Here is a 24,061-nt window from a genome sequence, read left to right as displayed (position 1 = left end):
TTTAGGACGAGCAGTGCGTCAATGCCACGCTCCGCCATCTGTTGGCGAAGTCGATTCGTGCGTTCGCGATATTCTTGTTGGGTAAATGCTGGCATTATTAGCTCTCCTACCTTTGTAAAGATGAAGCGGGCGGCAACGTTGCGGAAACCGACAATGTGCGGAGCCTGCCAAAGCGCGAGCTACCGTTGGGGGATGTGCTAGATGCCTGCCCGACATGCTTTGGCTGGTGAAGGGCGGCGGCGGCCAATTGGCATACTTTCTCGAAGGCGTACGTTGGCCAACGCGCAAAGTCTCAAAAAACCATAGGTCTTGCCGAAATCCCTTAAGATAGGCGTCTAACGATGGATTTCGCCGCTGGATGGCCTTCTAACGGTTTCTCGGACACACCAGTTCAGCTAGGCTATGCCGTTGATATTATTTGTGTGCGACTACTACGAGGCGCGAGCTATCGGCTGTAAACGGTTCCCCTTCCTTCCCATAAGCTTCAACAGTCTCGAAGCCCGCGCTTCGCAACATGCGAACATATTCAGAAAACCCATATTGCTTGTAAGAAAGGTGCGTTCGTCTAACGCGTCCATCGCGGACGATAATCCTTTCGAGGTTCTCGCGATCACTTAGTACATCGTTGCTAAATATATCGATTCGTACATCGTCGTTACGCTGCGCAACGGAGCATATAGGAAACTTGTGGCGCGGGTCGAAGCGAGTGGGGTTATCTATCAGCAGACGTCCGCCCTTTCGAAGTGAAGAAGCGGCCTCACGAAGAACTCTCTCATTATCCGCGTCATCGAAATAGCCAAAGGTCGTGTACCATAGAAAAGCCGCGTCGAATCGATCTCTCCAGGGAATTGAGCGCATGTCGCCCAGAACATACTCGACATTTACTCCTCGTTCAGCCGCATCCGCTTCGGCTTTTTTTAGCAAGGTCGGAGAGATATCAAGTCCGGCTACCTGCGCTCCTTTTTCCGCCAATCGGTTGGTAATCCGCCCATAGCCACACCCAAGTTCAAGAACTGAGTTCCCTTGGGTAAGAGAAAGAAGATTCCAAATTACTCCAACTTGCCGGTCGCTTGTCGCCGGCGAATTGATCACGTCTCCAAAATAGACGTAATCATCGCTGAAGTATGAGTCAAGTTCAGATAGCGAAATGGCTTCTCCCACAGCATCATTCATATGTTTTTCCTATAATTTGATGGCATGTTCATCACTTACGTCTTGGCGAATTTCGCATAAGGCGACAAATAGATAAAGGTAATATTTGTGAATGTTTTTCACGCTATTGTAGAATTTTTGCAACAGTCTACACTGTTTTACAACAGTCATTGAGCATCCCGCGTTGGAGACTGTATCGTCAGCCGGCATGGGGTTCTCTCGAGGCACACTCCGGCCTTCTCTTCTGCTGGGCGCTATACGCACCGCGTCGCCGTCTCCAACCACGGCCTCATCCACATTGAGGACAGCGCGGTTCGTCTCCGCTGGAAGGACTACCGGCCCAGCAATCGGGAAATGGTCACCGGCGGACGAGTTCATCCGTCACATGACGAGTTTCAGGTCAAGTGATATCAAAGGCGCATAATTCCTCCTTTCTGTTGGCGGAGCTTCCAGAGTTTGAGCCCAACTGCGTTGACGCGGCGCGGCGTATTTCCGAGCCTGGTCCAACTCACATGCGGTCGCCGTCTGGGACGGCTGCACCAATTTCCGCTTTCGGCGGGCAAGGGCTCAGGAGGACGCGACCATTCTTCCTGTCGGTGGTTCAGACCAGCGGCGGATTCGGTTGTCTCCCTGGAATCCGCGGGGCTGATTGGCCCTCCGGACAGGCATGCAGGGTTGATCGCCTAGGCGGTTTTCATGACGGCGCCCTCGATGACCACCCCTGCGGTCGCATATTTCCAGAGACCGACGAGCAACTTTCGTGCGAGCGCGACGATCGCTGTTTTGCGCCCGCCCCCAGCGTTACACGCTGCTCGTTCGCGGAACCAACGAGAGAGCGCTGACTCGGGCTGGTAGCGCAGCCACAGCCAGGCAAGCTCGATCATCGTTGTTCTCAGCCGGGGATTGCCACCCTTTGAGACGCCTTGCTCGCGGTCGATTGATCCGCTCCGCCAAGGCGTCGGCGCAAGCCCGGCATAGGCTGCAACCTGCCTTCGGTTGTCGAACTTTCGGAACAGCCCTTCCGTGTACAAGATGGCGGCACTCTCGGGGCCAATGCCTTTGAGGTCGAGCAGCAACGCCACAGGCGTGTCAGCGACATCGGTGGCCAGCAACGCGTCACGCTCGGCTTCGACTGACTTGATCTGCTCGAACAGCAGCTCGAGGCGATCGAGCTCGCGAATGAGCTGCGCCTTGAGTTGCCTGCCCAGCACACGGCCATCACCCGTCCGGAGATCGCCGCTCGCGCCGGTCACGTCGCAGCGGATCATAGCCGGTTATCCCTTGCGCAAATAGCAGCCCCTTGATGCGATTGGCGTGGCTCGTCCGCTCACTGACCAGGACCTTGCGCTCTCGGCAGATCCGGCGCCGATCCTCTGCTTCGGGCGTCGGTGGCTTCGCCGTCGCGCATACGCGTGGCTCACCGCGTTTATAAGCAAGCAGTGCGCGCACCAGCGTTTCGCCGTCGATCTTATCGGTCTTCGCCCGCCGTCGCCGGCGCCAGGTGGCAATGGACGCAGGGTCAACAACATGGCTCTCGATCCCCTCATGCTCCAAGACACGATGGATCCAAAAACCGTCCAAACCGGCCTCTTGGATGATGACAATCGGAAAGGTCTCGCCGGTGCGTACTTGAGCCTTTTCCCGAAGCTGTGCAAAGCGCGCCAGCAGTCCCGCAATATCACCACCTCGCACCGCATGGCGGCGAGGATTTCGAACCGCTCGGCCAAGGACGGGTTCGGATTGGCGTACCTCGCCTTGCGCATCATATGAATCGTTTCGATGCCGGTCGGGCTGCGGTGGCCATGATTTGAAGCCGAGCATCGCCGGACAGTCGCTTGATCGTGCTCGATGATGGCGCGCCTTTCGTGGCGTCGGGAGAAGGCGCTGTCGCGAACGGAACGATACTTTCCGATCATTGTGATCCGGGAAGCCGTTCTCGACAGGTTCTAGAGCTCCACCGCGTACTGCAGGCTGAATGGATCGAAAGCCATGTCGTCGATCCCGCCTCGATCGCGACCTCTCGGCGCCGACGTCGGACGAAGACCGACAGGATCGATGGCGAAGCCATGGTGCGGACGCTGCTGCGCGGCGAGCCGCGAGTGTGCGCGATGGTCAAGGCACCCAGCCGGAAATAGGAAGACCGTTGTCGCATTACTCGAGAGCGTCAGGTGCTAACCGGCGAACTAATGTTAACCGTATCCAGGATTGTTGTTTGCACAGGCATCTCCGATCGACTGGAACTGCTTCTCGTTCAAGGCCGCGGAGGCCAAGCGAGCCGCGTTGCTGGCCAAGGCGCAAGAGGCGGCAAACCGCAATCGGCACTTGTTCTCTGGTTCTGTGGACGCGTCCAGCAAAACGGCGGGCGGATGCGTAAGACAATGACTGTGGCGTTAGCCCGCAAGCTGCTAGTCGCACTCAGGGAGGCCCTTGCTCGCCGCAAGCAATTGGGTTGACGCTGCCAAAGTGGAGGCGTTGACCACGCCACTTGAAGGAGGCGTCCGTGGGTGAAGTTAGCACAATCGGTCTCGATCTGGCGAAGATGGTCTTCCAAGCGCATGGCGCCGATGCGTCGAGCGGGAGATTGGTGCAGCCGTATTGAACGGCGACCGCATTGAGGTTGATCATGCTCGGAGACGCCCGGGTCATGCAACCGGGCTCAGACCTTGGATGCCGAAACAGTCCTGGGGTTCTGCTCATGCGTTGCTGAATTTATCCTTGACCCCAAGAAGGCCACCTCAGGCCAGGTACCAGCGCACACAAAGATCACAATCCTCCCGAAAGGTTGAAGAATCCCCTGCCACTCTCCATAGCAAAAACGTTGCAACACATCCATCCTCCAGGCCATCGATAGCTGTCGGGTTGTCGGGTACCAGACACGGTAGTGTTCGGATTCGCTTCCTGCGGAGCTCTCATTTAAATCTTTGATGAGTAAGCAGAATATTATTTCTGCGGCTCTTTTCTGCGCAGTTGGCACGACTTTTGAGACCCATCGTCACGAGGCGGCAGAGGCTGCCAGCGATAATTCATGTCGTGGGTCAACGAAGGAAGGAAGCAGCATGTCAGGTCCGCGCCAGATCGCATTCGGTGGGGTATCGGTAAATCCACACCTCCCAAAATACGCTTGCCGCTCTGTCAGCTCAGGCAGAACTGTCTTGATCGTCGGCTTCGAGCCAAGGCACGGGCAACGAGATGGACAGTGGCGCCAATAAGTGCCGTGCGCGGCAGGCCATTTCATTCGCCAAGAACGTGATCTATCGGAGCGCTAAGGTGCGGGCCCTAACTGAACTCGCCGACTTCGTTAGCAGCTACTCCGAAGGTGCGCTGCCAGCGGCTACACGGCAGACAATCTCATTGCTCATATTAGATCTCATCGGCGCTACCGCCGCGGGCCTGCAATCGCCGTTAGCGGATGCCGCCAGGAGGGCCGCGCTGGAAGCCTACGGCGAAGGCTCCATCAGCATTTGGTTGACAGACCAACACTCTAGTGTCGTAGGCGCCGCGATGGCGAATAGCGCTGCCGCAAGCGCGCTGGACATCGATGATGGTCACCGCAGCGCAGGGGGCCATGCCGGTGCCGGCGTCATTCCCGCCGCCTTGGCAGTGGCTCAGGCTGTCGGCGCGTCAGACTCGGAGACCGTGGTTGCAATTGCACTCGGATACGAAATCGCTCTGCGAGTCGCGAGCTCTCGTCCTGTTAAAACAATCGATACCTATGCAAGCGGACGGTGGGTCAGCTATGGAGCTGCGGCAGCAGCTTGCCGTCTCTTAGGTTTGAGTGCAACAGAAACCGCCCATGCGCTGGCGATCGCCGGCTCCGAAGGACCTATCGTCTTTTTGACCGCGAACTCCAAATTCGAGGGCAGCACGATCAAGGAAGGGATTCCCCCTGCCGTGGTTGCAGGTATCACCGCGGCCTATCGCGCGCGGGCAGCCGCAACTGGCCCGCTTGATCTTCTTGATGACCACGATCGGTTCACTCGCCAGCTATTGACAGGCAATGTTGGGTCATCGTGGGAAGTTGAAAGGTGCTACCTCAAGCCATATGCATGCTGCCGCTACATTCATGCAGCAATCGATGCGATCCTTGCGATGCGTCGGGACGGAGAAGAAATACGAAAGCTGCGCATCGAGACTTTCCCGCAGGCGATGCGCCTAGCAAACGAGCGTGCCCCCAGCACTTTGGAGGGTGGACAGTACAGCTTCTATTTCAGCTGCGCGGTGGCGGCTTTATACGGTCGGGAAGCTCTACAGCCTATGGAGATGGAGCGTCTTGCAGATGCACATGTTCTCGAGTTGGCCGCGCGCATTGAGCTTGAGCCGTCGCCCATTTTTGCTTCCGCATTTCCAGTCGGAACCCCTGCACGTGTCGTCATGGATCAAGGGGGCGGCCCCGAAGAGATGATCGTGTTGCATCCGTTAGGAGATGTCGCGAACCCGTTATCTACGAACCAGATAACGGAGAAGTTCAAAAACATCGCCCGACAAAGCCTTCACCCGCAGTGGCAGGACGAGATCATATCGGCGATAGCTAGCCTCGACACCGCAGGCTTTCTGCCTCTTCTGGCTGCACTCACGCCGCTGGAAAGCTGAAACTTTGAAAGAGATCGCGCCGGAGGGAAGGCCCCACGTGAGGTAGCCTGATCTTCCAGAATTTGTCAGCCCGATGAGTGAGGCGTCACTCGGACTATGCAGGGGACCGCCAACATCTTCCGTGTCAGCGGGGCGGGGCTTGAGGGGGCCTGAGGCGCCATGAGGAGACAGAGGAATTACGGGCGAAGCTCGGCGACGCCTTGCCACGCTCGACCTTTATGCTGCTTAATTCCGATGGTGCCGTCCAGCATGTTGCCGGCATGGAGAACTTCAAGTTCATGGTCGCCATTGACAAGAACGCGGAGGCGCGATGCTGACATCGCGCCGGCTGTAACGGTATCGGATCCGTCAACTAACTTTACAGAATCTTTGCAACCGCAGGTCGCTGACAATGGTACCTTCGTGAGAAATAATTCACTGAGCATCCGTGCGGGCTTACTGTGGCGAGAGAGGAACGATGGCAAAACCGCGTCTGGAGACCTCGAAGTCCATCACCCCCGAGTTTGTCGGTAGACAACTCATCGACGACGACCTTGAGCAGTTGATAACGACCCGTTTCGGAGTCGTCTCCAGCTTTGAGAGCGTGCTCTCGGATTTGCGCAGAATTGTCGCCAGGGACCTGGGCCACATCGGGCCGGACGCCGTGGCGCAAGCATCAGACTCTGGCCATGACTGATTCAAGGTCAATCAAGACGATCGTGGCCGCACTCGAGAGCGGCAACCGGTCCGCGGTCGAAATTGTCAGAGAATGCATCGCTGCGGCCGAACGGACCAATTCCTCGTTGCGCAGCTTCATTACGGTGGCCGCCGACCACGCGCTGAACCAAGCAGGGAAGTCCGATGTACGCCGAAGGGCGGGCCGCGTTCTGGGCCCACTTGACGGAATTCCTTACGCCGCGAAGGACATGTTCGAAACGCGCGGCATCCGAACCACCGGTGGCAGCAGGGTTCTAGAGAACAATGTGCCGGACACGTCGGCGGCAGCCATTTGCATGCTCGATGCGGCGGGGGCGGCCCTGATCGGGAAAACGAACCTCCACGAATTCGCCTATGGCGCGACCGGGGAGAACCGCTGGGCCGGAACGGTCGTCAACCCGCATGACGAGACAAGGCTCGCTGGCGGCTCTAGCAGCGGCTCCGCGGCGGCCGTGGCGGCCGGCATTGTGCCGTTCGCGCTCGGCACGGATACCGGCGGCTCGGTTCGCGTTCCGGCCGCGCTCTGCGGCATCGCCGGGTACAAACCGAGCTATGGCCTGATCAGTCTCGATGGCGTCATCCCCTATTGCTGGTCGTTGGACCATGCGGGCGTACTCGCGACCTCAGTTGAGGATCTAGAGCTTGTCGTCAGGCACATCGCGAAGCTCCCGCCGGCGACGCAACCCGGCACGGCGCTGAGGGTTGCGCTGGTCGAGGGCTGCGAGGAAAAATGCGAGGAGTCGGTGCGAGACGCGTTCCTCGCGACCAAGGCGCACATGCGACGGCTGGGGGCAACGTTCGGCCCGATCGAACTCCCAGACCAGTCCGAAGCCCGCACAGTCTCGTTGACAATTCAACTCGCCGAGACCCTTACCTATCACGGCCCCAATCTCGCCCGCGATCGCGATCGATTCGGTGCTGACCTGCGCTGCGGTATGGTGCTGGGCCAGTTTCTGTCGGCAGAAAGCTACATCCAGTGTAAGCGCATGCTGGGAACTTACAGGCGAGCGTTTGCGCAGACCATGCAGACGTTCGATGTCCTGCTGACGCCGGCGTGTCCGATCACGGCGCCGCAGGTCGGGACCGTCGACGTAGGCTTTGCGGGGCAGACTATTCCGGTTGGCAATGCGTTGACGTTGTTCACTTCCTTCTTCAACTTGGTAGGCGCGCCGGCGCTGGTGTTGCCGGTCTCCTCGCCGGGCGGCGGCCTGCCGGTCGCTGTGCAGATTGTTGGATCGCCCGGCTCCGATGCCCAGCTCTTCGGGATCGCCCTCATTCTCGAGAACCTATGCAAGGTGTGCAAATCCTGACTATGGCGAAGCAGTCCGTTCAAGCAACCCGGCACGATGAGGGGTCATTCCACGAAAGCGGTGTCGGCGCGGCGACGCAGGATCAGCAACAGGCTTAATCCCTCGCACGAGCTGAAAAAACATGAAAAGCGGCCCAGAGCCCGTGGTTGCCGAACATTTGGCCGAATGCGAACAAAGCAATGACAAAGGCTGCGAAGGATAAGAGCATCATATTGCGCACGTCGAGCCACCAACTTGCGCCCACGAAGACGCAGGTCATCTGGAAGGCAAGTACGCCGCTCGGTGCCGCGAAGGCGGACCAAGGAAGATAGTGAGCCGCCTCGGCACTGCCCCCGGCCGCATCTCGAGCATTCAAAGGCGCTTCTTCCAGGTAATCCATGAGGCGGTAAGAGGCCGTCGCCTAATCGCGCCGTAAAATGCAAGTCTTTTTTGGACGTCGAGGCGGTCGTTGGTCGTTTGCCGGGAGCAGTGTCGTCTTCGCGGTCGACATCAAGTCGCCGCATGATGGGGCTTCGCGGGTGAGCCTTCCAAGGTTTTGGAACGCACGCTCGGGGCATATTGCCTCGAAGGTGCAACGGCCTCTGCGGAATGGCTCGCCATACGTCCCGGCAGGGACGCCTCAGCGGTCATGGCGGCGAACCTCATAGCCCAGGGCAAGAGGGCGTTGAAAATGTCGATGAGTGAATGCAAAGCCGTTTTGATCCTTCTCGGCCATCGCGGTGGTGATCCGCGCCTGGGTGCTCGCCGCGCGGACGTTCATCAGCAGAACGGCATTTTTCTCCTCGGAGCCGAAAAATCAAAACCTAGTTTCTATCTCTATGAATTTTGTCGAATATCGTCTGCCCCGGTTTGGAAATGACCCGATGCGCATGCACGGTCCGGGAGATTGACGAGTTGGCAAGGCTATCGGTTCTCGGAATATCCGGCGGCGTAAGCACACCATCGCGCACTACTGCGGTGGTCAACGCGCTGGTCAAGGCGGTCGCGTTGCGCGTGCCGGCCGACACCGGTCTGATCGAGATCACCGAGGCGGCACCCTCGCTTTTCGCCGGCCTATCCCGCGGCGCGCTTGGCGCATCCGGAGAAGCGATCATCCAGCGTGTCGAGAAGGCCGACCTGCTCGTGGTCGGAACGCCTGTCTACCGAGCATCCTACACCGGGGCCCTCAAGCACCTGTTCGATCTCGTCGATTATCCTGCGCTGAGCGGCAAGATCGTGCTGCTCGCGGCGACCGGTGGCAGCCCATACCATGGCCTGGTTCTCGAACATCAGCTCCGGCCATTGTTCGGCTTTTTCGGCGCCGTCACCGTCCCGACCGGCGTCTACGGCGCGACCGACGATTTCATCGATGCCGAAATCGTTGGCACAGCGATCATCGACCGCATCTCACGGGCCGCTATCGAAGCGGTTTCCTTGCTTAATTCCAGTCATGCAAGCGCTGCCGTCGCGACGCGCGTCGGCTGAAGCCATCAAAAGGGGAAACGACGACATGACTTCGCATTCCGACAACCTGAAATTCGCATACTGGGTCCCGAACGTCTCTGGCGGCCTGGTCATCTCCAACATCGAGCAGCGGACAGGCTGGGACATCGACTACAACCGCAAGCTCGCCCAGATCGCCGAGGCCAACGGCTTCGACTACGCGCTGAGCCAGATACGCTTCACGGCCGGCTATGGCGCCGACAACCAACACGAATCCGTGTCGTTCAGCCACGCCCTGCTTGCTGCGACCACAACGCTGAAGGTCATCGCGGCGATCCTGCCCGGCCCATGGAATCCTGCGCTGGCGGCCAAGCAGATCGCCACCATCAACCACCTGACCAACGGCCGCGTCGCCGTCAATGTCGTCAGCGGCTGGTTCCGTGGCGAGTTCGCCGCCATCGGCGAACTCTGGCTCGATCATGACGAGCGCTACCGGCGCTCGGAGGAATTTATCCGTGCCTTGCGCGGTATCTGGACCGAGGACAATTTCACGCTAAAGGGCGATTTCTACCGCTTTACCAACTATTCGATGAAGCCAAAGCCGATCGATCCCCAGCCCGAAATCTTCCAGGGCGGCTCGTCTCGCGCCGCGCGTGACATGGCGTCCCGTGTCTCCGACTGGTATTTCACCAACGGCAATACGCCGGAAGAGATCAGGAAGCAGGTCGACGATATCCGCGCCAAGGCGAAGGCCAATGGCCACAAGGTCAAGATCGGCGTCAACGCCTTTGCCATTGCCCGCGAAGGCGAGCAAGAGGCGCGCGCCGTGCTGGACGAGATCATTGCCAAGGCCAACCCCGAAGCGGTCCAGGGTTTTGCCGACCAGGTCAAGAACGCTGGCAAGGCATCGCCGGAAGGCGAAGGCAACTGGGCAAAATCGTCCTTCGAGGATCTTGTCCAATACAATGACGGGTTCCGTAGCAATCTCATCGGCACGCCGGAACAGATCGCCGAACGCATCATCAAGCTGAAGGATGCAGGCGCCGACCTGATCCTGCTCGGCTTTCTGCATTTCCAGGAAGAGGTCGAGTTCTTCGGTAAGCGGGTCATCCCGCTGGTGCGCGAACTGGAAGCGGCGCGCGACAGGGAGCTTCTCGCCGCGGAATAGGACAGGCACGGCCTTCGGGTCGCTGCCAGCACTCCTTCAAAAATCAGGGACGTTTCATGATTGGTGCTTCATTGGGAGCCGCCGCATACGAGCGCGCGCCCGTAATTTCCGGCATTCTTGCTGGCGCTGGTCCCGTCGAGGACACGCGCCAGGCGCGTCTGTCGACAAAGGCTGATGCGATCCTGGCGCTGAGCGCGATCGGCATTTCCTTTGGCGGCGTCACGGCGCTGAGGGATGTCGACCTCGAGGTCGAAAGCGGCGAGATCCGCGCGGTGATCGGCCCCAACGGCGCCGGCAAGTCCTCGCTGATCAACATCATCAGCGGCCTCTATCATGCCGACCACGGGAAGATCGCGATCGACGGCCAGTCCTTCTCCCGGGTGCCGCCCAGCCGTCTGGCACGGCTGGGCGTCGCGCGCACCTTCCAGAACCTGGCGCTGTTCGGCGGGCTTTCAGTGCGCGACAACATCGCATCCGGTCGCGTCCACACCAGGCGAGCCAACTTCGCCGAGCATATTGCGGGCCTGCCACGCGCCCGCCGCGAAGATGCCGCGATCGCTGAAAAGGTCGACCAGACAGTCGCCTTCCTGCATCTCGAGGCCGTCGCCGACCGCCTGGTCGCAACGCTGTCTTATGGCCTGCAGAAGCGGGTCGAACTGGCGCGGGCGCTGGTGGCCGGGCCGAAGATCCTGTTGCTCGACGAACCAATGGCCGGCATGACGGCGACCGAGAAAGCCGAGATGGCCGGGTTCGTGCGCGCCGCGCGCGACCGGCACGGCGTCACCATCATCCTGATCGAACACGATATCGGCGTGGTCATGGGGCTCTCCGACCGCGTCGCAGTGCTCGACTACGGTCGCAAGATCGCCGACGGGACGCCGGCCGAGGTCAGGGCCGATCCGGCAGTGATCCGGGCCTATATCGGCACTGCCGATGGCGAGCGTATCTGATGAGCTACTATGATTTCCTCTTCGTCATCGAGGTGCTGGTCGGCGGCCTGCTCTCGGGCGTCATGTATTCGCTCGTCGCCATCGGTTTCGTGCTGATCTACAAGACGTCGGGCGTGCTGAACTTCGCGCAAGGGTCAATGGTGCTGTTGGCAGCGCTCACCTTTGTCAGCCTCGTCGAACGCGGCATCCCATTCGCGCTTTCGCTGCTCATCACCTTCGCGGTCATGGTCGCGCTGGGCTTCACCATCGAGCGGACGGTGCTCAGGCCGCTGGTCAATCGCTCGCCGATGACGCTGTTCATGGCCACGCTTGGCCTGTCCTACATCATTGAGGGCGCTGCCCAGTTGGTGTGGGGCACGCAGGTGCATGGGCTCGATCTCGGCATAGACGACACGCCCTTCGAGGTCGGCGGCATCCTGATCTCGTCGTTCGACCTTCTCGCTGCGGGCATTGCCGCGGCGATGGTGGCGGGCTTGAGCGCATTCTTCTACTGGACCCGGATCGGGCTGGCGTTTCGCGCCGTCGCCGACGACCAATTCGCGGCGCTCGCCGTCGGGCTGCGGCTGCCCCGGATATGGGGAACGGTGTGGACGGCCGCTGGGTTCGTGGCGCTGGCCGCAGGGCTGCTGTGGGGCGCGCGTCTCGGTGTCCAGTTCTCGCTGTCGCTGATCGTGCTGAAGGCGCTGCCGGTGCTGGTGCTTGGTGGCTTCGATTCTATCCTTGGCGCCATCGTCGGCGGTCTGATCATCGGCGCCAGCGAGAAACTCGCCGAGGTCTACCTCGGCCCCTTCGTCGGTGGCGGCATCGAAGGCTGGTTCGCCTATGCGCTGGCGCTGGTGGTGCTGCTGGTGCGCCCCTCCGGCCTGTTTGGCCAGAAGACTGTCGAAAGGGTCTGACCGATGGCTGTGCAAGCGCTCGATGCCGCAAGGCTTCCAATCGACTGGCAGAAATTCGCGCTGCCGGCCGTTCTGATCGTCGCCGCTTATGGGCTGATCCCAGCCTATGCGTCTAGCTACCTCGTCGAGGCGATCCTGCTGCCGTTCCTGGCGCTCAGCCTGGCGGCGGTCGGCCTCAATTTGCTGACCGGCTATTGCGGCCAGCTTTCGCTCGGGTCCTCCGCCTTCATGGCGGTCGGAGCTTTCGCCGCCTATAATTTCAACTTGCGGGTCGAGGGGCTGCCGCTGGTAGCGACCATGATCCTGGCCGGGATTTCCGCGGCCGGCATCGGCGTCGTGTTTGGATTGCCGAGCCTGCGGTTGCGCGGCTTCTATCTCGCCGTCTCGACGCTCGCCGCCCAGTTCTTCGTGCAATGGGCGCTGACCAAGTTCGGCTGGTTTTCCAACGATAGCCCATCCGGGGTGATTTCCGCGCCGCACCTTGTCGTCGCCGGATTTTCGCTCGACGGCGCGACCGGCCGCTACCTGCTTTCGGTGACCACGGTCATCGTGCTCACGGCCCTTGTCTGGCGCCTGGTCAACAGCGCGACCGGCCGCAATTTCATCGCCGTGCGCGACAACGAGATAGCGGCGCGCGTCATCGGCGTGCCGGTGCTGCGGACCAAGCTGCTGGCGTTCGCTATCTCGTCCTTCATTATCGGGGTCGCCGGCGTGTTGTGGGCCTTCACCTATCTGCGCACCGTCGAGCCGGCCGGCTTCAACCTCGACCGCTCGTTCCAGATCCTGTTCATCATCATCATCGGTGGGCTGGCCTCGATACGCGGCGCCTTTCTGGGAGCGGCGTTCATCGTCATCTTTCCGCTCATCCTGTCGCGGCTCGGCGCCTTCCTGTTTGGCGGACTGTTCGATTCGGGTGTTCTCGACATGAGCCAGCGCATCGTGCTCGGCGCGCTCATCATCATCTTCCTCATCGCGGAACCGAACGGGCTGTCGGCTCTCTTCGACCGCCTGAAACGACGGATCGGCTCAAGGTCCAGCTGAGCGCCGCTCGACATCCTCTCACGGACCACAACCTCAGGAGACGCAATCCATGACCTTCTTCAGTCACCTACGAAAAACGGCGATCGCCACGGCCTTCGTGCTCGGCGCGACGGCGGTTCACGCCGACGAACAGTATTTTCCCCTTCAGAGCTACCGTGTCGGCCCTTACGCCGCCGGCGGCACCGGCTTTTTCGGCGGTTTCATCGACTACCTCAACCTGATCAACATCCGCGACGGCGGCGTCAACGGCGTCAAGCTGACTTGGAGCGAGGGCGAGACGCAGTATGAGGTCGAGAAGGGCGTCGAGGTTTATGAACGGCTTAAGAGCAATCCCGGCATCGCCGCCTGGAACCCGCTTTCGGTCGGTATCGCCTATGCCATGATCGACCGCATCACGGATGACAAGGTGCCGCTGATCACCATCAATCACGGGCGCACTGACACGACCGACGGGCGCGTGTTCCCTTATGTCTTCCCGCTGCTGCTCAATCCCTACAGCGAGACCTCAGGTATCGTGAACTACATCGCCTCCAAGGAAGGCGGCCTGGACAGGCTCAAGGGCAAGAAGATCGTCGTGCTCTATCACGGCTCGCCCTATGGCAAGGAGACGATCCCGATCTATGAGCTGCTGTCGCAGAAATACGGCTTCGAGCTGTCGCAGATCGAGGTGCCGCATCCCGGCAACGAGCAGCAGGCACAGTGGCTGACGATCCGGCGTGAGCGTCCGGACTACGTCGTGCTGCGCGGCTGGGGCGTGATGAACCCGGTCGCCCTGAAGACCGCCCAGAAGACCGGCTTCCCGGCCGACCACATCATCGGCAATGTCTGGTCGAACTCCGAAGAGGACGTCATCCCCGCCGGCGACGCCGCCAAGGGCTATACGGCCATCACCACCCAGGCATCGGGCGAGCAGTATCCGGTGGTCCAGGAGATCGTCAAAACGGTCTACGACGCCGGCAAGGGCAACCTTGATGACAAGAGCCGGATCGGTTCGGTCTACCATAATCTCGGCATCGTCAACGGCATCCTCAATGTCGAGGCGGTCCGCATCGCGCAGGCCAAGTTCGGCAACCGCACGCTGACCGGCGATGAAGTCCGCTGGGGCTTCGAGCATCTCAAGCTCGATCCGGCGCGCGTCGAGGCGCTCGGCGCCAAGGATCTGTTCCATTCCATCAACGTCTCCTGGGACAATCACGAGGGTAATGGCTACGTGACCTTCCAGCAGTGGGACGGCAAGAAGTGGAATGTCGTTTCCGACTGGATCGCGCCCGACTGGAAGCTGCTGCGCCCGATCATCGAGAAGTCGTCCGAGGCCTATGCCAAGGAAAAGGGCATCAAGATCCGCACGGCCGAAGATGCCGAAGCGGTGGTCAGCAACTGAGTTTCACGATCTCGCGGCCGGCCCATTGGCCGGCCGCTCCATCCAGGCGCCAAGTGGAGTCATCGATGTCCAGCTCGGAAACCTCGATCCTGTCAGTCACCCGCGTGGAGGCTGTCTACAACGGCGCCATCGCCGCCCTTCACGGCGTCGATCTGTCAGTCGGCAAAGGCGAGATCGTCGCACTGCTTGGCTCCAACGGCGCCGGCAAGACGACGCTGCTGCGCGCCGTATCCAATCTCCTCCCGGCCGAACGCGGCACTGTTACCGCCGGCCGGATCACCTTCGATGGCGAGGATGTCTCGACGGCAAGCCCCTCGCACCTCGTTCGCCGCGGCCTGGTCCAGGTTCTCGAGGGACGGCACTGTTTCCGCTCGCTGACGGTCGAGGAGAACCTTTTGACCGGCGCGCTCGGGCGTTCGTCCTCCCGCACCGGCGTCAAGGCCGACCTCGACCGAGTCTATGCGCTTTTCCCCAGGCTCGCCGAGAAGCGGCGAACTCGGTCAGGCCTCACCTCCGGCGGCGAGCAGCAGATGACGGCTATCGGCCGGGGCCTGATGTCGCGGGCGAAACTCTTCGTGCTGGACGAGCCGTCGATGGGACTCGCGCCGCTGATCGTCGATGAGATCTTCAGCGCCTTGAAGCGGCTCAACCGCGACGAAGGCCTGTCGATCCTCGTCGCCGAACAGAATTCGGCGGTTGCGCTGAAATATGCCGACCGCGCCACAGTGCTCGAAAACGGAAAAAGCGTGCTGGAAGGATCGGCTGCCGACCTGCGCCAGCGCGACGACATCAAGACCTACTATCTCGGCGGCGCGCCGCTCCCATTGCAACACTTTCCCCAGGAGACTGCAGCATGACCATCCAATCGAAGCAGCCGTCAGATATCCGCAGCGCCGTCCCCGCGGTCGAGCGTCCGTCGGCCAGAGCGCATGTCATCAAGACCGACGCCGAGGCGATCGCTGTGGCGGAAAAACTGGCCGCAGACTTCGCCAAGGACGCCTCCAGGCGGGACCGCGAGCGCATCTGGCCGAAGGAAGAGCTCGATGCGTTTTCGCAGAGCGGCCTGTGGTCGATCAATGTGCCGAAGGCCTATGGCGGACCGGAACTCTCCTATGTGACGCTGTCGAAGGTGATCACCATCATCTCGGCGGCCGATCCGTCGCTCGGCCAGATTCCGCAGAACCATCTCGGCGTCGTCGCCGCCATCCGCACCGTCTCTGACGAGGCGCAGAAGAAGCTGCTCTTCGCCGAGGTTCTGTCCGGCACGCGGTTCGGCAACGCGTTCTCCGAATTCGGCTCCAAGCGGGCGGCTGATTTCGAGACGAAATTCATCGACGCTGGCGACCACGTCGTGGTCAATGGCCAGAAATTCTATTCGAGCGGCGCACTGCTCGCCCATCTGGTGCCGATCGTGGCGCTCGATGATGAAGGCCGCGCCTGGTATGCCATCGCCGACCGCGGTGCGCCCGGACTGACTGTCATCGACGACTGGTCGAGCTTCGGCCAGAAGACGACACTGTCCGGCACCGTTCTGCTCGACAATGTCAAGGTGCCGAAGACCCATCTGGTCCCCGGCTACAAGGGTTATGACAGGCCGACGGCCGACGGCGCCATCTTCCAGGTCATCCAGGCCGCGGTCGATCTCGGCATCGCCAAAGCAGCGATCGACGAAACCGTCAACTTCGTGCGCACTAAGTCGCGTGCGTGGATCGACAGCGGCGTCGATCATGCCTGGCAGGATCCCTATACGATCCAGGCGGTCGGCGACCTCCGCCTGCGGGCCAATGCGGCCGAGGCCGTTCTGGACAAGGCCGGCCTTGCGGTCGATCGCGCTGTGCTCGACCCCAACGAGAAGACCGTCGCGGAAGCGCAGATCGCTGTGGCGGAATCCAAGATACTCACCACCGAGATCGCCATCAACGCCACCAACAGACTTTTCGAACTCGCGGGCACGCGCTCGACATTGGCCGAGCACAATCTCGATCGGCATTGGCGCAACGCCCGCACCCACACGCTGCACGATCCGGTGCGCTGGAAATACGCGATCCTCGGCAACTATTACCTGAACGACGTCAATCCGCCGTTGCATGCCTGGAGCTGAGCGCGGGCGTCGTAAAGTCACAAATTGAGCACTGCCATCCCCGACAGGATCAAGGTTCTGTGGTTTCTCCCGACCCATGGCGACAGCCGCTATCTCGGCACCTCCGAGGGAGGCAGGGCGGTCGATCTGCCGTATCTCACCCAGGTCGCCAAGGCAGCCGACGCCATCGGCTACTATGGCGCGCTGCTGCCGACCGGGCGAAGCTGCGAGGACAGCTGGGTCGTGGCATCGGCGCTAGCGCCACTGACGCAGCGGCTGCGCTTTCTTGTTGCTGTGCGGCCGGGCCTGCAATCGCCGACGCTCGCCGCACGCATGACCTCGACGCTCGACCGCATTTCCGGTGGGCGCCTGCTCATCAATGTGGTCACCGGCGGCGACCCGATCGAGAACAAGGGCGACGGCATCTTCCTCAGCCATGACGAGCGCTATGAGGTGACGCGGGAGTTCCTCGATATCTACAAGGCCGTGCTGCGGGGCGAGACCGTCGCTTTCGAAGGCAAGCATTTCCGCATCGAGGATGGCAGGCTGCTGTTCCCGCCTGTGCAGACGCCGCATCCTCCGCTCTATTTCGGCGGCTCGTCGGAGGCAGCCAATGCGGTCGCCGCCGAGCAGATCGACAAATATCTGACCTGGGGCGAACCGCCGGCCGACGTCGCCGCCAAGGTCGACCATGTGCGCGGCCTTGCCAAGAAAGCCGGACGCCAAGTGAGCTTCGGCATCAGGCTGCATGTCATCGTTCGCGAAACCAATGACGAAGCCTGGGCCGATGCCGACCGCCTGATCAGCCGCCTGGACGACAAGACGATCGCCGAGGCGCAGAAGGTTTTCGCGCGCATGGATTCGGTCGGCCAGTCGCGCATGAGCAGGCTGCACGGCGGCAGCCGCGACAAGCTGGAAATCAGCCCCAACCTGTGGGCCGGCGTCGGCCTGGTGCGCGGCGGTGCCGGCACCGCTCTGGTCGGCGATGCGGCGACGGTGGCGGAGCGGATCGATGAATACCGGCGTATCGGCATCGATACTTTCATCCTGTCCGGTTACCCGCATCTAGAGGAAGCCTATCGCTTCGGCGAACTGGTGCTGCCACTGTTGCCGCTCGATCACGAAATCTCGACGCGGCCGACGACCGTCAACATGGGGCCATTCGGCGAGACAGTAGCCGGCGACCATCGGCCGTCGGCGCTGCGTGCGAGCCAGTCTTGAGCACCAGTGGACCGGTCGTAGCCATTGTTGGGGGCGGCTTTTCCGGCGCGGCGACCGCTTTTCACCTGGCGCGGCTTCTGCCCGCCGGTGCGGCCGATATCGTGATCGTCGAACCCCGCGACAGGCTCGGTTATGGTCTGGCCTATTCGACGGCCGATCCTTCACACCGCATCAATGTGCCGGCGTCGAGGATGACGCTGATCTCCGGCCAGGATAGCCACTTCGCCGACTGGCTGCAGCAGAGCAGCGCCATTGTGGTGGACGTCGAGGCTATTGCCGCCAACGGCGCGATCTACCCGCAGCGCCGTGTTTTCGGCCGCTATGTCGAATCCCATCTCCAGCCCTTTCTGCTCAGCAAAACGATCCGCCATGTCAGGTCCGCCGTCGCGTCAGTCGAGCGCAGTGGCGATGGCTACAGCCTGATCCTCGCCGATGGCAGGACGCTCGCAGCCGACGCCGTGGTGATTGCGACGACGCATCCGCCGCCTGCCTTGCCGTTGGCCATGCAGTCCGTGGCTGGCACGGCTGGGCTGGTGGCCAATCCCTATGACCTCGAGAGCTTGGAAGCGATCAGCCGCAATGACCATGTCCTGGTCGTCGGCACCGGACTGACGTCCGCGGACGTGATCGCGACCCTCGACCGCAAGGGGCATCGTGGCCACATTGTCGCGCTGTCACGTCATGGCTATCGCTCGCGCAGCCACGCCGCGATACCGGCCGATCCAGTTGGTGATTTCACGACCCTGCCTTCACGCAGCGCGGCGGCACTGTTCAGGCGCATCCGGGCCACGATCCTTGATGCCAAGCGTCAGGGCGAAGACTGGCACCCGGTGCTCGATGCCGTCCGGCGTCAGGGACAGGCCATCTGGCAGGCCTTGCCGCTGGCCGAGCAGCGCCGCGTGGTGCGCCATCTTCGTGCGCTGTGGGATGCGCATCGCTTCCGCATCGCGCCACAGATCGCGGCCGTGCTTGATCGCCGCGTTGCCGAGGGCAGGCTTGCCTATCGCGCCGCGTCGATTGTCGGCGCCGAGCAGATCGACGGGCGCATTCGCGTCACGCAACGGCCTAGGCGCGAACGCGGCCTCGTCGTCGAGACTTTCGATAGCGTGATCGTGACCACCGGACCGGCGCACGCCGATATCTTGCGGACCAACACGGCGATTGCGGCGCTGGAGCGGATGGGATTGGTCCGGCTCGACCCGATTGGTCTTGGTTTGGAGACCGACAGCCAAGGCCGTGCGGTCGGCACATCCGGGCGCCCGACCGACAGCATTTTCGTCAGCGGGCCACTGGCGCGCGGCAGCGTTGGCGAATTGATGGGAATTCCCGAAGTCACCGCGCATGCCGAGCGCATCGCCGTCGAAATTCACCAATGGTTGGGATACCAAACGGCGTTGCGTCGCAAGGCGTCGTGAAGTTGCAAACACGATGAGGCTATCCAGATGACACTGACCGAACGCGTTCCCTTGGATGAAACCCGGGTTCCCCTGAAATTTGCGATGCGACATTTGGCCGGAGCCGTGTCCGTCGTCACCGCGGGTGTCGGCGACGAACGGACGGGCGCAACCGTTACCACCGCCCATTCCTTGTCGGTCGAACCTGAGGTGATGGTCGTCAGCATCAACCTAAGTTCGTCGACATGGGCCGCCATCAGCCGGCATCGGCACTTCTGCGTGAACGTACTGCGCGCCGACCAGATCGCGATTGCGGATCGTTTCGCCGGACGCGGTGGCCTGAGGGGGGCGGCGCGTTACGAGGGCGCCCGCTGGTCTAGCCTTACAAGCGGCGCATTGGCACTCGACAGCGCGCTCGCCGCGGTCGACTGTACGGTCGAGGACACGATTATTCGCCACAGTCACGCGCTGATCCTCGGCAGCGTCCGGCATGTGGTGAGCGGAGAGCCCGGCCCGGCGCTGATCTATCATCACGGCGCATACGGATCATCGTGAGCTTGTTGGGTTCGGCTCCTTTCAAACAGCTTGATTAAGCTAAACCGCGCGGAGCGATGTAAAGCGCCATCAGCCTGGCATTGGGCCACGGCGCGCCATCGCGCGAAGGGCAAGGTCGAAACCTTCGTCCACCTAGTTCACGATCCGGCCACTCAAGTCGTATCCAGGCAGACGTCGGGATAGCGGGGCAGGAAGAACTGGATCGGCATGCGCGACACCTTGCCATCCTGGTGGTCTGCGCCCTCGATCCTTTCGTCAGCGAGTGCGTTGAACGGACCTACGACAGCGGCGAGCCAGACCAAGAGGGTGTCATGCACCCTGTCGTGTCGCCTCCGAAACTCGTTTACCCGAAGCTCGCTCGATCCGGCGGTCGAGCCAACCGAGATCTTCCAATTTGAACTGAGTTCCCCGCAGCCCCGGCTGCCATACCGCTCTTGTGGCGGACGATGTGATCACGTCTGCCGCTGACAAGAGCAGGGTATTGCCGCCCGTTCTCCCTCATCCGGCGAACAATTCCCTGTAACCGGTCGTCACGATCCAGTTCGCCCGATCGAGATGGCTTCGCGCGGCTTTCCGGGCGCGCTCTGGTTCTTGCACCGGATCGATGCCGAGGACGACCTGCGCCATCTCCTCATAGCTCGCATTGTCAGCGGATGCATCCAAGAACCTCAGATAGGTCGTGAAGTGCTCCTTGTCGTAGGCGGTCAGGCTGTCGGACCAGGGGACTTCGTCTTTAAGACCCGGTTCAACGTCTGGGTATTTCATCACGATATCGGACTCCGGAACCAAGTAATCGGAACTTTTGTTTTCGACGAGCTACCTAAGCGGATGGAAACATCGTCCCCAAGACGACATTCCGATCATCATCCGCAAGTGCCCGCTCGAGGCGATAGCACCTTCTGGGCAATTCAACTCCAGGTTAAGAATGAATTGCAAAAAGCTCAAGACCGTCCGGCTGCACATCGGTTTCAGGCGGACTGCTCGGCCATCAATTTCACATTCCCAAAGAAAGGATGGCGAAACAGAAACCGCCCGGTTTCGAGATCACTGACAAGTTCGACCCAAAGCTTACGACCGAGACGCGCGTCGCAGCAGGCTGCCGTCATGCCTGAATATGCGCCAAGCACCGCGGCACGGTCGCCAACTGTCGAGCAGCATGGATACGGACTTGCAATAACCGAGATGGATCGCATCGCGATTGGTTGGCCTTCCCGCGACAGCGGAAAGCCTGATAGAGAAAAGGCCATGATATCCATGATGCGGGGACTTCGCGAGCCGCGGAATATCGACGTCGACACTTCATGGGCGTCGCGAAACATCTTCGGCGCTTGCGTTTTGCAATTCACACGAAGTGGATCGGGATGCCAAAAACCAAGCTTCGCCCCAGTCAAGAGGCAGCCGACACTGAGCAACAACACGCGCACGACGGCGGATGCAGCGCTATGGTCCTCGGTGCCGACGAGCATCGCGATAGTCCTGCCGGGCTGTATTTGCTTCCAGCGCCAACCGCCACTATGAAGCAACCCTTCGCTGACTGTGTTTCACGCCGCCTGGAGAGTTTCATGACAGAAGAAGCCGACAATAACATGGACAACCTCATCGAGCTCACCGCCGATGTCGTCTCCGCCTATGTCTCCAACAATCCGATCCCGGTGGGGGATCTCCCTGCCCTGATCGCTCAAGTGCACGCGGCACTGAAAGGGACGGCCGGAAGCGTCTCCGCAGAAGAGCCGGGGGTCCTTAAGCCTGCAGTCCCGATCAGGAAGTCGGTGACACCGGACTACATCATCTCCCTTGAGGACGGGAAGAAATTCAAATCGCTAAAGCGCCATCTGTCGACCCACCATGGGCTGACGCCGGATGGATATCGGGCCAAATGGGGCCTGCCGGCGGATTATCCCATGGTCGCGCCGAATTATGCTGCCGCGCGCTCCAAGACGATGGGGCTCGGCCGCAAACCGAAAGCGCCGGAAGCGCCGGCGCCGACGAAGCGAACCCGCAAGAAGGTCGCAGCTTGATTTCGGCAATCGAGATTCGTTCTGGAGCGTTGCAGCCATCGGCTTAATCTGCGCGTCATATAAAAAGGCTTCAATGCGGCCGTAGCGCTTCAATTCGCTGGAATCGCTGGCCGGCGGGCGCAAACGCCACGCGATGTCGTTCACGCTGGGTCGTCGGGACAGAGCCTGGATCGAGAGTTGATTATGCGGCGCAACTTCGCACGCGGATATTTCTGGAAATGCAACGATAATCGCGGCCTTTGGCGCTCTCCACATAGTAGCAGGCAACATTGAACGCTGTCCGTCGAAAGTTGCCCCGGCCGAGCGAGGGATAGTCGCGGAAGCGTTCTATGTCCTCTTCGCCGATCGCTCGGACCTGTGACTACCGCATGTCCGGGCAAGAGGCTTCCATTGGCGAGGGAGGGCGGCAAGAACCTCGGACTGTTTCGATATAGAACGGTCCAAAATTTCGCGAGCGCCGAACTTTTCCGACCGGATCCGCGCCAAAGAAAAGGGCGGCATTGCTGCCGCCCTTCCGAGATTGTTGAGATGCGTGGATTAGAAATCCATACCGCCCATGCCGCCGCCGCCCATGCCGCCAGGCATGCCGCCAGCCGACTCCTTTTTCGGAGCCTCCGCGATCATGGCTTCGGTGGTGACCAGCAGGCCGGCGACCGAAGCCGCATCCTGGAGAGCCGTGCGCACGACCTTGACCGGATCGACGATACCCATGGCGATCATGTCGCCATATTCGCCGGTCTGGGCGTTGAAGCCGAAGGTCGGGCCCTTGTTGTCAAGGATCTTGCCGGCAACAATCGATGCTTCCGCACCGGCGTTCGAGGCGATCTGGCGGGCAGGAGCCTGCAGCGCGCGACGCACGATGGCGATGCCGGCCGTCTGGTCGGAGTTGGCGCCGGTGACGGTGATGGCCAGCGAAGCGCGCAGCAATGCGACGCCGCCGCCGGGCACGATGCCTTCTTCGACGGCCGCGCGGGTCGCGTTCAGCGCATCATCGACGCGGTCCTTCTTTTCCTTGACTTCCACTTCCGTCGCACCGCCGACGCGGATCACGGCAACGCCGCCCGCCAGCTTGGCGAGACGTTCCTGCAGCTTCTCCTTGTCGTAGTCCGAGGTGGTCTCCTCGATCTGCTGCTTGATCTGGGCAACGCGGCCCTGGATCTCTTCCTTCTTGCCGGCGCCGTCGACGATGGTGGTGTTCTCCTTGGAGATCGACACCTTCTTGGCGCGGCCGAGCATGTTGAGGCCGACATTCTCGAGCTTGATGCCGAGGTCTTCGGAGATGACCTGGCCACCGGTGAGAATGGCGATGTCTTCCAGCATGGCCTTGCGGCGATCACCGAAGCCCGGCGCCTTGACGGCGGCGATCTTCAGGCCGCCACGCAGCTTGTTGACGACCAGCGTGGCCAGAGCCTCGCCTTCCACGTCTTCCGAGATGATGACCAGCGGCTTCGAGGTCTGCACGACAGCCTCGAGGATCGGCAGCATGGCCTGCAGGTTGGAGAGCTTCTTCTCGTGGAGAAGGATGTAAGCGTCTTCCAGATCCGCAACCATCTTCTCGGCGTTGGTGACGAAGTAGGGCGAGAGATAGCCGCGGTCGAACTGCATGCCTTCGACGACTTCGAGCTCGGTCTCGGCGGTCTTGGCTTCCTCAACCGTGATGACGCCCTCATTGCCGACCTTCTGCATCGCTTCCGCGATCATCGAGCCGACCGAAACATCGCCATTGCCGGCGATGGTGCCGACCTGGGCAACCTCTTCCGAGGTCTTGATCTTCTTGGCGTTCTTGATCAGCGTTGCGACGACGTCGGCGACGGCGAGGTCGATGCCGCGCTTGAGGTCCATCGGGTTCATGCCGGCGGCAACCGCCTTGTGGCCTTCCTGGACGATCGACTGCGCCAGAACGGTCGCGGTCGTGGTGCCGTCGCCGGCGATGTCGTTGGTCTTCGACGCCACTTCGCGGACCATCTGCGCGCCCATGTTCTCGAACTTGTCTTCAAGCTCGATTTCCTTGGCGACGGTGACGCCGTCCTTGGTAATGCGCGGCGCGCCGAAGGACTTGTCGATGACGACGTTGCGGCCCTTGGGGCCGAGTGTGACCTTCACCGCGTCGGCGAGGATGTTGACGCCGCGCAGCATGCGCTCACGAGCGTCACGGGAGAATTTTACGTCTTTGGCAGCCATTTTTAG

At 61.2% G+C, this 24,061-nt stretch carries 22 protein-coding genes and 3 pseudogenes; 18 read left to right on the top strand and 7 right to left on the bottom strand.

Translation table 11 applies throughout. The annotated features are described in order from the left end of the window. Positions 1-414: 414 nt before the first annotated feature. Positions 415-1,173 (bottom strand): class I SAM-dependent methyltransferase, encoded by a 759-nt coding sequence (locus tag NKJ08_RS32700; RefSeq protein WP_352785235.1) that lies wholly within the window; start codon positions 1,171-1,173, stop codon positions 415-417. Positions 1,174-1,401: 228 nt separating this feature from the next. Between NKJ08_RS32700 and NKJ08_RS39140 the strand changes: the two are divergent. Next, positions 1,402-1,512, top strand: a pseudogene (locus NKJ08_RS39140) (transposase); the annotation flags it as partial. A 323-nt stretch (positions 1,513-1,835) separates the two neighbouring features. Here NKJ08_RS39140 and NKJ08_RS32690 read toward each other — a convergent pair. Next, positions 1,836-2,853, bottom strand: a pseudogene (locus NKJ08_RS32690) (IS110 family RNA-guided transposase); the annotation flags it as partial. A 147-nt stretch (positions 2,854-3,000) separates the two neighbouring features. Here NKJ08_RS32690 and NKJ08_RS32680 point away from each other — a divergent pair. The 4 genes and pseudogenes from NKJ08_RS32680 to NKJ08_RS32665 all read left to right on the top strand — a co-directional run. Beyond that, positions 3,001-3,605 (top strand): annotated as a pseudogene (locus NKJ08_RS32680) (hypothetical protein); the annotation flags it as partial. A gap of 814 nt (positions 3,606-4,419) precedes the next feature. Continuing rightward, positions 4,420-5,742, top strand: coding sequence for an MmgE/PrpD family protein (locus tag NKJ08_RS32675; protein ID WP_502906369.1), 1,323 nt, complete (start codon positions 4,420-4,422; stop codon positions 5,740-5,742). Between the two features lie 457 nt (positions 5,743-6,199). Next, positions 6,200-6,418, top strand: a complete 219-nt coding sequence (locus NKJ08_RS32670) for a hypothetical protein (protein WP_352785229.1) — start codon at positions 6,200-6,202, stop codon at positions 6,416-6,418. Next, complete coding sequence (locus NKJ08_RS32665) at positions 6,411-7,748, top strand: amidase (RefSeq protein ID WP_352785227.1); 1,338 nt, start codon at positions 6,411-6,413, stop codon at positions 7,746-7,748. The genes NKJ08_RS32670 and NKJ08_RS32665 overlap by 8 nt, the downstream gene beginning before the upstream one ends. A gap of 94 nt (positions 7,749-7,842) precedes the next feature. Here NKJ08_RS32665 and NKJ08_RS32660 read toward each other — a convergent pair whose 3' ends face one another. Continuing rightward, a complete protein-coding gene (locus NKJ08_RS32660) occupies positions 7,843-8,127 on the bottom strand; it encodes a hypothetical protein (protein WP_502906368.1) in 285 nt (94 codons plus the stop codon). 249 nt (positions 8,128-8,376) lie between these two features. On the opposite strand from NKJ08_RS32660, the gene NKJ08_RS32655 reads away from it, so the two are divergent. From NKJ08_RS32655 to NKJ08_RS32600, 12 genes are all read left to right on the top strand, one after another. Further along, positions 8,377-8,607, top strand: a complete 231-nt coding sequence (locus NKJ08_RS32655; protein WP_352785224.1) for a hypothetical protein — start codon at positions 8,377-8,379, stop codon at positions 8,605-8,607. Positions 8,608-8,642: 35 nt separating this feature from the next. Then, complete coding sequence (locus NKJ08_RS32650; protein ID WP_352785222.1) at positions 8,643-9,212, top strand: NAD(P)H-dependent oxidoreductase; 570 nt, start codon at positions 8,643-8,645, stop codon at positions 9,210-9,212. Positions 9,213-9,237: 25 nt separating this feature from the next. After that, a complete protein-coding gene (gene sfnG, locus NKJ08_RS32645) occupies positions 9,238-10,338 on the top strand; it encodes a dimethylsulfone monooxygenase SfnG (RefSeq protein WP_352785219.1) in 1,101 nt (366 codons plus the stop codon). 56 nt (positions 10,339-10,394) lie between these two features. Next, the gene (locus tag NKJ08_RS32640) at positions 10,395-11,288 is read left to right on the top strand and encodes an ABC transporter ATP-binding protein (RefSeq protein WP_352785217.1); all 894 of its coding nucleotides are present in this window, start codon (positions 10,395-10,397) and stop codon (positions 11,286-11,288) included. Continuing rightward, entirely contained in the window at positions 11,288-12,184 is an 897-nt protein-coding gene (locus tag NKJ08_RS32635; protein WP_352785214.1) for a branched-chain amino acid ABC transporter permease, read from the top strand. The genes NKJ08_RS32640 and NKJ08_RS32635 overlap by 1 nt, the downstream gene beginning before the upstream one ends. Positions 12,185-12,187: 3 nt before the next feature. Next, positions 12,188-13,225, top strand: coding sequence for a branched-chain amino acid ABC transporter permease (locus NKJ08_RS32630; protein ID WP_352785212.1), 1,038 nt, complete (start codon positions 12,188-12,190; stop codon positions 13,223-13,225). Between the two features lie 49 nt (positions 13,226-13,274). Next, a complete protein-coding gene (locus tag NKJ08_RS32625; RefSeq protein WP_352785209.1) occupies positions 13,275-14,606 on the top strand; it encodes an ABC transporter substrate-binding protein in 1,332 nt (443 codons plus the stop codon). A gap of 65 nt (positions 14,607-14,671) precedes the next feature. After that, complete coding sequence (locus NKJ08_RS32620; RefSeq protein ID WP_352785206.1) at positions 14,672-15,463, top strand: ABC transporter ATP-binding protein; 792 nt, start codon at positions 14,672-14,674, stop codon at positions 15,461-15,463. Further along, a complete protein-coding gene (locus tag NKJ08_RS32615; RefSeq protein ID WP_352785204.1) occupies positions 15,460-16,707 on the top strand; it encodes an SfnB family sulfur acquisition oxidoreductase in 1,248 nt (415 codons plus the stop codon). Before NKJ08_RS32620 ends, NKJ08_RS32615 begins: the two co-directional genes overlap by 4 nt. A 24-nt stretch (positions 16,708-16,731) precedes the next feature. After that, positions 16,732-17,907 (top strand): FMNH2-dependent alkanesulfonate monooxygenase, encoded by a 1,176-nt coding sequence (ssuD, locus tag NKJ08_RS32610; protein WP_352785202.1) that lies wholly within the window; start codon positions 16,732-16,734, stop codon positions 17,905-17,907. Beyond that, positions 17,904-19,322 (top strand): FAD/NAD(P)-binding protein, encoded by a 1,419-nt coding sequence (locus NKJ08_RS32605; protein ID WP_352785200.1) that lies wholly within the window; start codon positions 17,904-17,906, stop codon positions 19,320-19,322. Before ssuD ends, NKJ08_RS32605 begins: the two co-directional genes overlap by 4 nt. 27 nt (positions 19,323-19,349) lie before the next feature. Further along, the gene (locus NKJ08_RS32600; protein WP_352508251.1) at positions 19,350-19,856 is read left to right on the top strand and encodes a flavin reductase family protein; all 507 of its coding nucleotides are present in this window, start codon (positions 19,350-19,352) and stop codon (positions 19,854-19,856) included. Between the two features lie 152 nt (positions 19,857-20,008). On the opposite strand, the gene NKJ08_RS32595 is transcribed toward NKJ08_RS32600, so the two are convergent. The 3 genes from NKJ08_RS32595 to NKJ08_RS32585 form a co-directional block, all read right to left on the bottom strand. Further along, entirely contained in the window at positions 20,009-20,173 is a 165-nt protein-coding gene (locus NKJ08_RS32595; RefSeq protein ID WP_352785198.1) for a hypothetical protein, read from the bottom strand. A gap of 181 nt (positions 20,174-20,354) precedes the next feature. Beyond that, positions 20,355-20,621 (bottom strand): DNA -binding domain-containing protein, encoded by a 267-nt coding sequence (locus tag NKJ08_RS32590; protein ID WP_352508290.1) that lies wholly within the window; start codon positions 20,619-20,621, stop codon positions 20,355-20,357. Positions 20,622-20,824: 203 nt separating this feature from the next. After that, positions 20,825-21,322, bottom strand: coding sequence for a hypothetical protein (locus tag NKJ08_RS32585; RefSeq protein WP_352785195.1), 498 nt, complete (start codon positions 21,320-21,322; stop codon positions 20,825-20,827). Positions 21,323-21,418: 96 nt separating this feature from the next. On the opposite strand from NKJ08_RS32585, the gene NKJ08_RS32580 reads away from it, so the two are divergent. Beyond that, positions 21,419-21,874 carry a Ros/MucR family transcriptional regulator gene (locus NKJ08_RS32580; protein ID WP_352785193.1) on the top strand — a complete coding sequence of 152 codons (456 nt, stop codon included), beginning with the start codon at positions 21,419-21,421 and terminating at the stop codon, positions 21,872-21,874. Between the two features lie 537 nt (positions 21,875-22,411). Here NKJ08_RS32580 and groL read toward each other — a convergent pair. Beyond that, positions 22,412-24,055, bottom strand: coding sequence for a chaperonin GroEL (gene groL / locus NKJ08_RS32575; protein ID WP_352785238.1), 1,644 nt, complete (start codon positions 24,053-24,055; stop codon positions 22,412-22,414). Between the last annotated feature and the right edge of the window lie 6 nt (positions 24,056-24,061).

The sequence above is a fragment of the Mesorhizobium sp. M0244 genome (assembly GCF_040321795.1).
Taxonomy (GTDB): Bacteria; Pseudomonadota; Alphaproteobacteria; order Rhizobiales; family Rhizobiaceae; genus Mesorhizobium.
The sequence above is the reverse complement of the archived record's forward strand: the minus strand, read 5'-3'. Positions and strand labels throughout refer to the sequence as shown.

Bases quoted from the DNA above. Each gene is read 5' to 3' on its own strand.
- NKJ08_RS32585 (WP_352785195.1), bottom strand. From the start codon at position 21,322: ATGCTCGTCGGCACCGAGGACCATAGCGCTGCATCCGCCGTCGTGCGC.
- NKJ08_RS32625 (WP_352785209.1), top strand. From the start codon at position 13,275: ATGACCTTCTTCAGTCACCTACGAAAAACGGCGATCGCCACGGCCTTC.
- NKJ08_RS32580 (WP_352785193.1), top strand. From the start codon at position 21,419: ATGACAGAAGAAGCCGACAATAACATGGACAACCTCATCGAGCTCACC.
- NKJ08_RS32630 (WP_352785212.1), top strand. From the start codon at position 12,188: ATGGCTGTGCAAGCGCTCGATGCCGCAAGGCTTCCAATCGACTGGCAG.
- NKJ08_RS32600 (WP_352508251.1), top strand. From the start codon at position 19,350: ATGACACTGACCGAACGCGTTCCCTTGGATGAAACCCGGGTTCCCCTG.
- sfnG (WP_352785219.1), top strand. From the start codon at position 9,238: ATGACTTCGCATTCCGACAACCTGAAATTCGCATACTGGGTCCCGAAC.
- NKJ08_RS32665 (WP_352785227.1), top strand. From the start codon at position 6,411: ATGACTGATTCAAGGTCAATCAAGACGATCGTGGCCGCACTCGAGAGC.
- NKJ08_RS32640 (WP_352785217.1), top strand. From the start codon at position 10,395: ATGATTGGTGCTTCATTGGGAGCCGCCGCATACGAGCGCGCGCCCGTA.
- NKJ08_RS32655 (WP_352785224.1), top strand. From the start codon at position 8,377: ATGGCGGCGAACCTCATAGCCCAGGGCAAGAGGGCGTTGAAAATGTCG.
- NKJ08_RS32635 (WP_352785214.1), top strand. From the start codon at position 11,288: ATGAGCTACTATGATTTCCTCTTCGTCATCGAGGTGCTGGTCGGCGGC.
- NKJ08_RS32700 (WP_352785235.1), bottom strand. From the start codon at position 1,173: ATGAATGATGCTGTGGGAGAAGCCATTTCGCTATCTGAACTTGACTCA.
- NKJ08_RS32660 (WP_502906368.1), bottom strand. From the start codon at position 8,127: ATGGATTACCTGGAAGAAGCGCCTTTGAATGCTCGAGATGCGGCCGGG.
- NKJ08_RS32670 (WP_352785229.1), top strand. From the start codon at position 6,200: ATGGCAAAACCGCGTCTGGAGACCTCGAAGTCCATCACCCCCGAGTTT.
- groL (WP_352785238.1), bottom strand. From the start codon at position 24,055: ATGGCTGCCAAAGACGTAAAATTCTCCCGTGACGCTCGTGAGCGCATG.
- NKJ08_RS32615 (WP_352785204.1), top strand. From the start codon at position 15,460: ATGACCATCCAATCGAAGCAGCCGTCAGATATCCGCAGCGCCGTCCCC.
- NKJ08_RS32620 (WP_352785206.1), top strand. From the start codon at position 14,672: ATGTCCAGCTCGGAAACCTCGATCCTGTCAGTCACCCGCGTGGAGGCT.
- NKJ08_RS32590 (WP_352508290.1), bottom strand. From the start codon at position 20,621: ATGAAATACCCAGACGTTGAACCGGGTCTTAAAGACGAAGTCCCCTGG.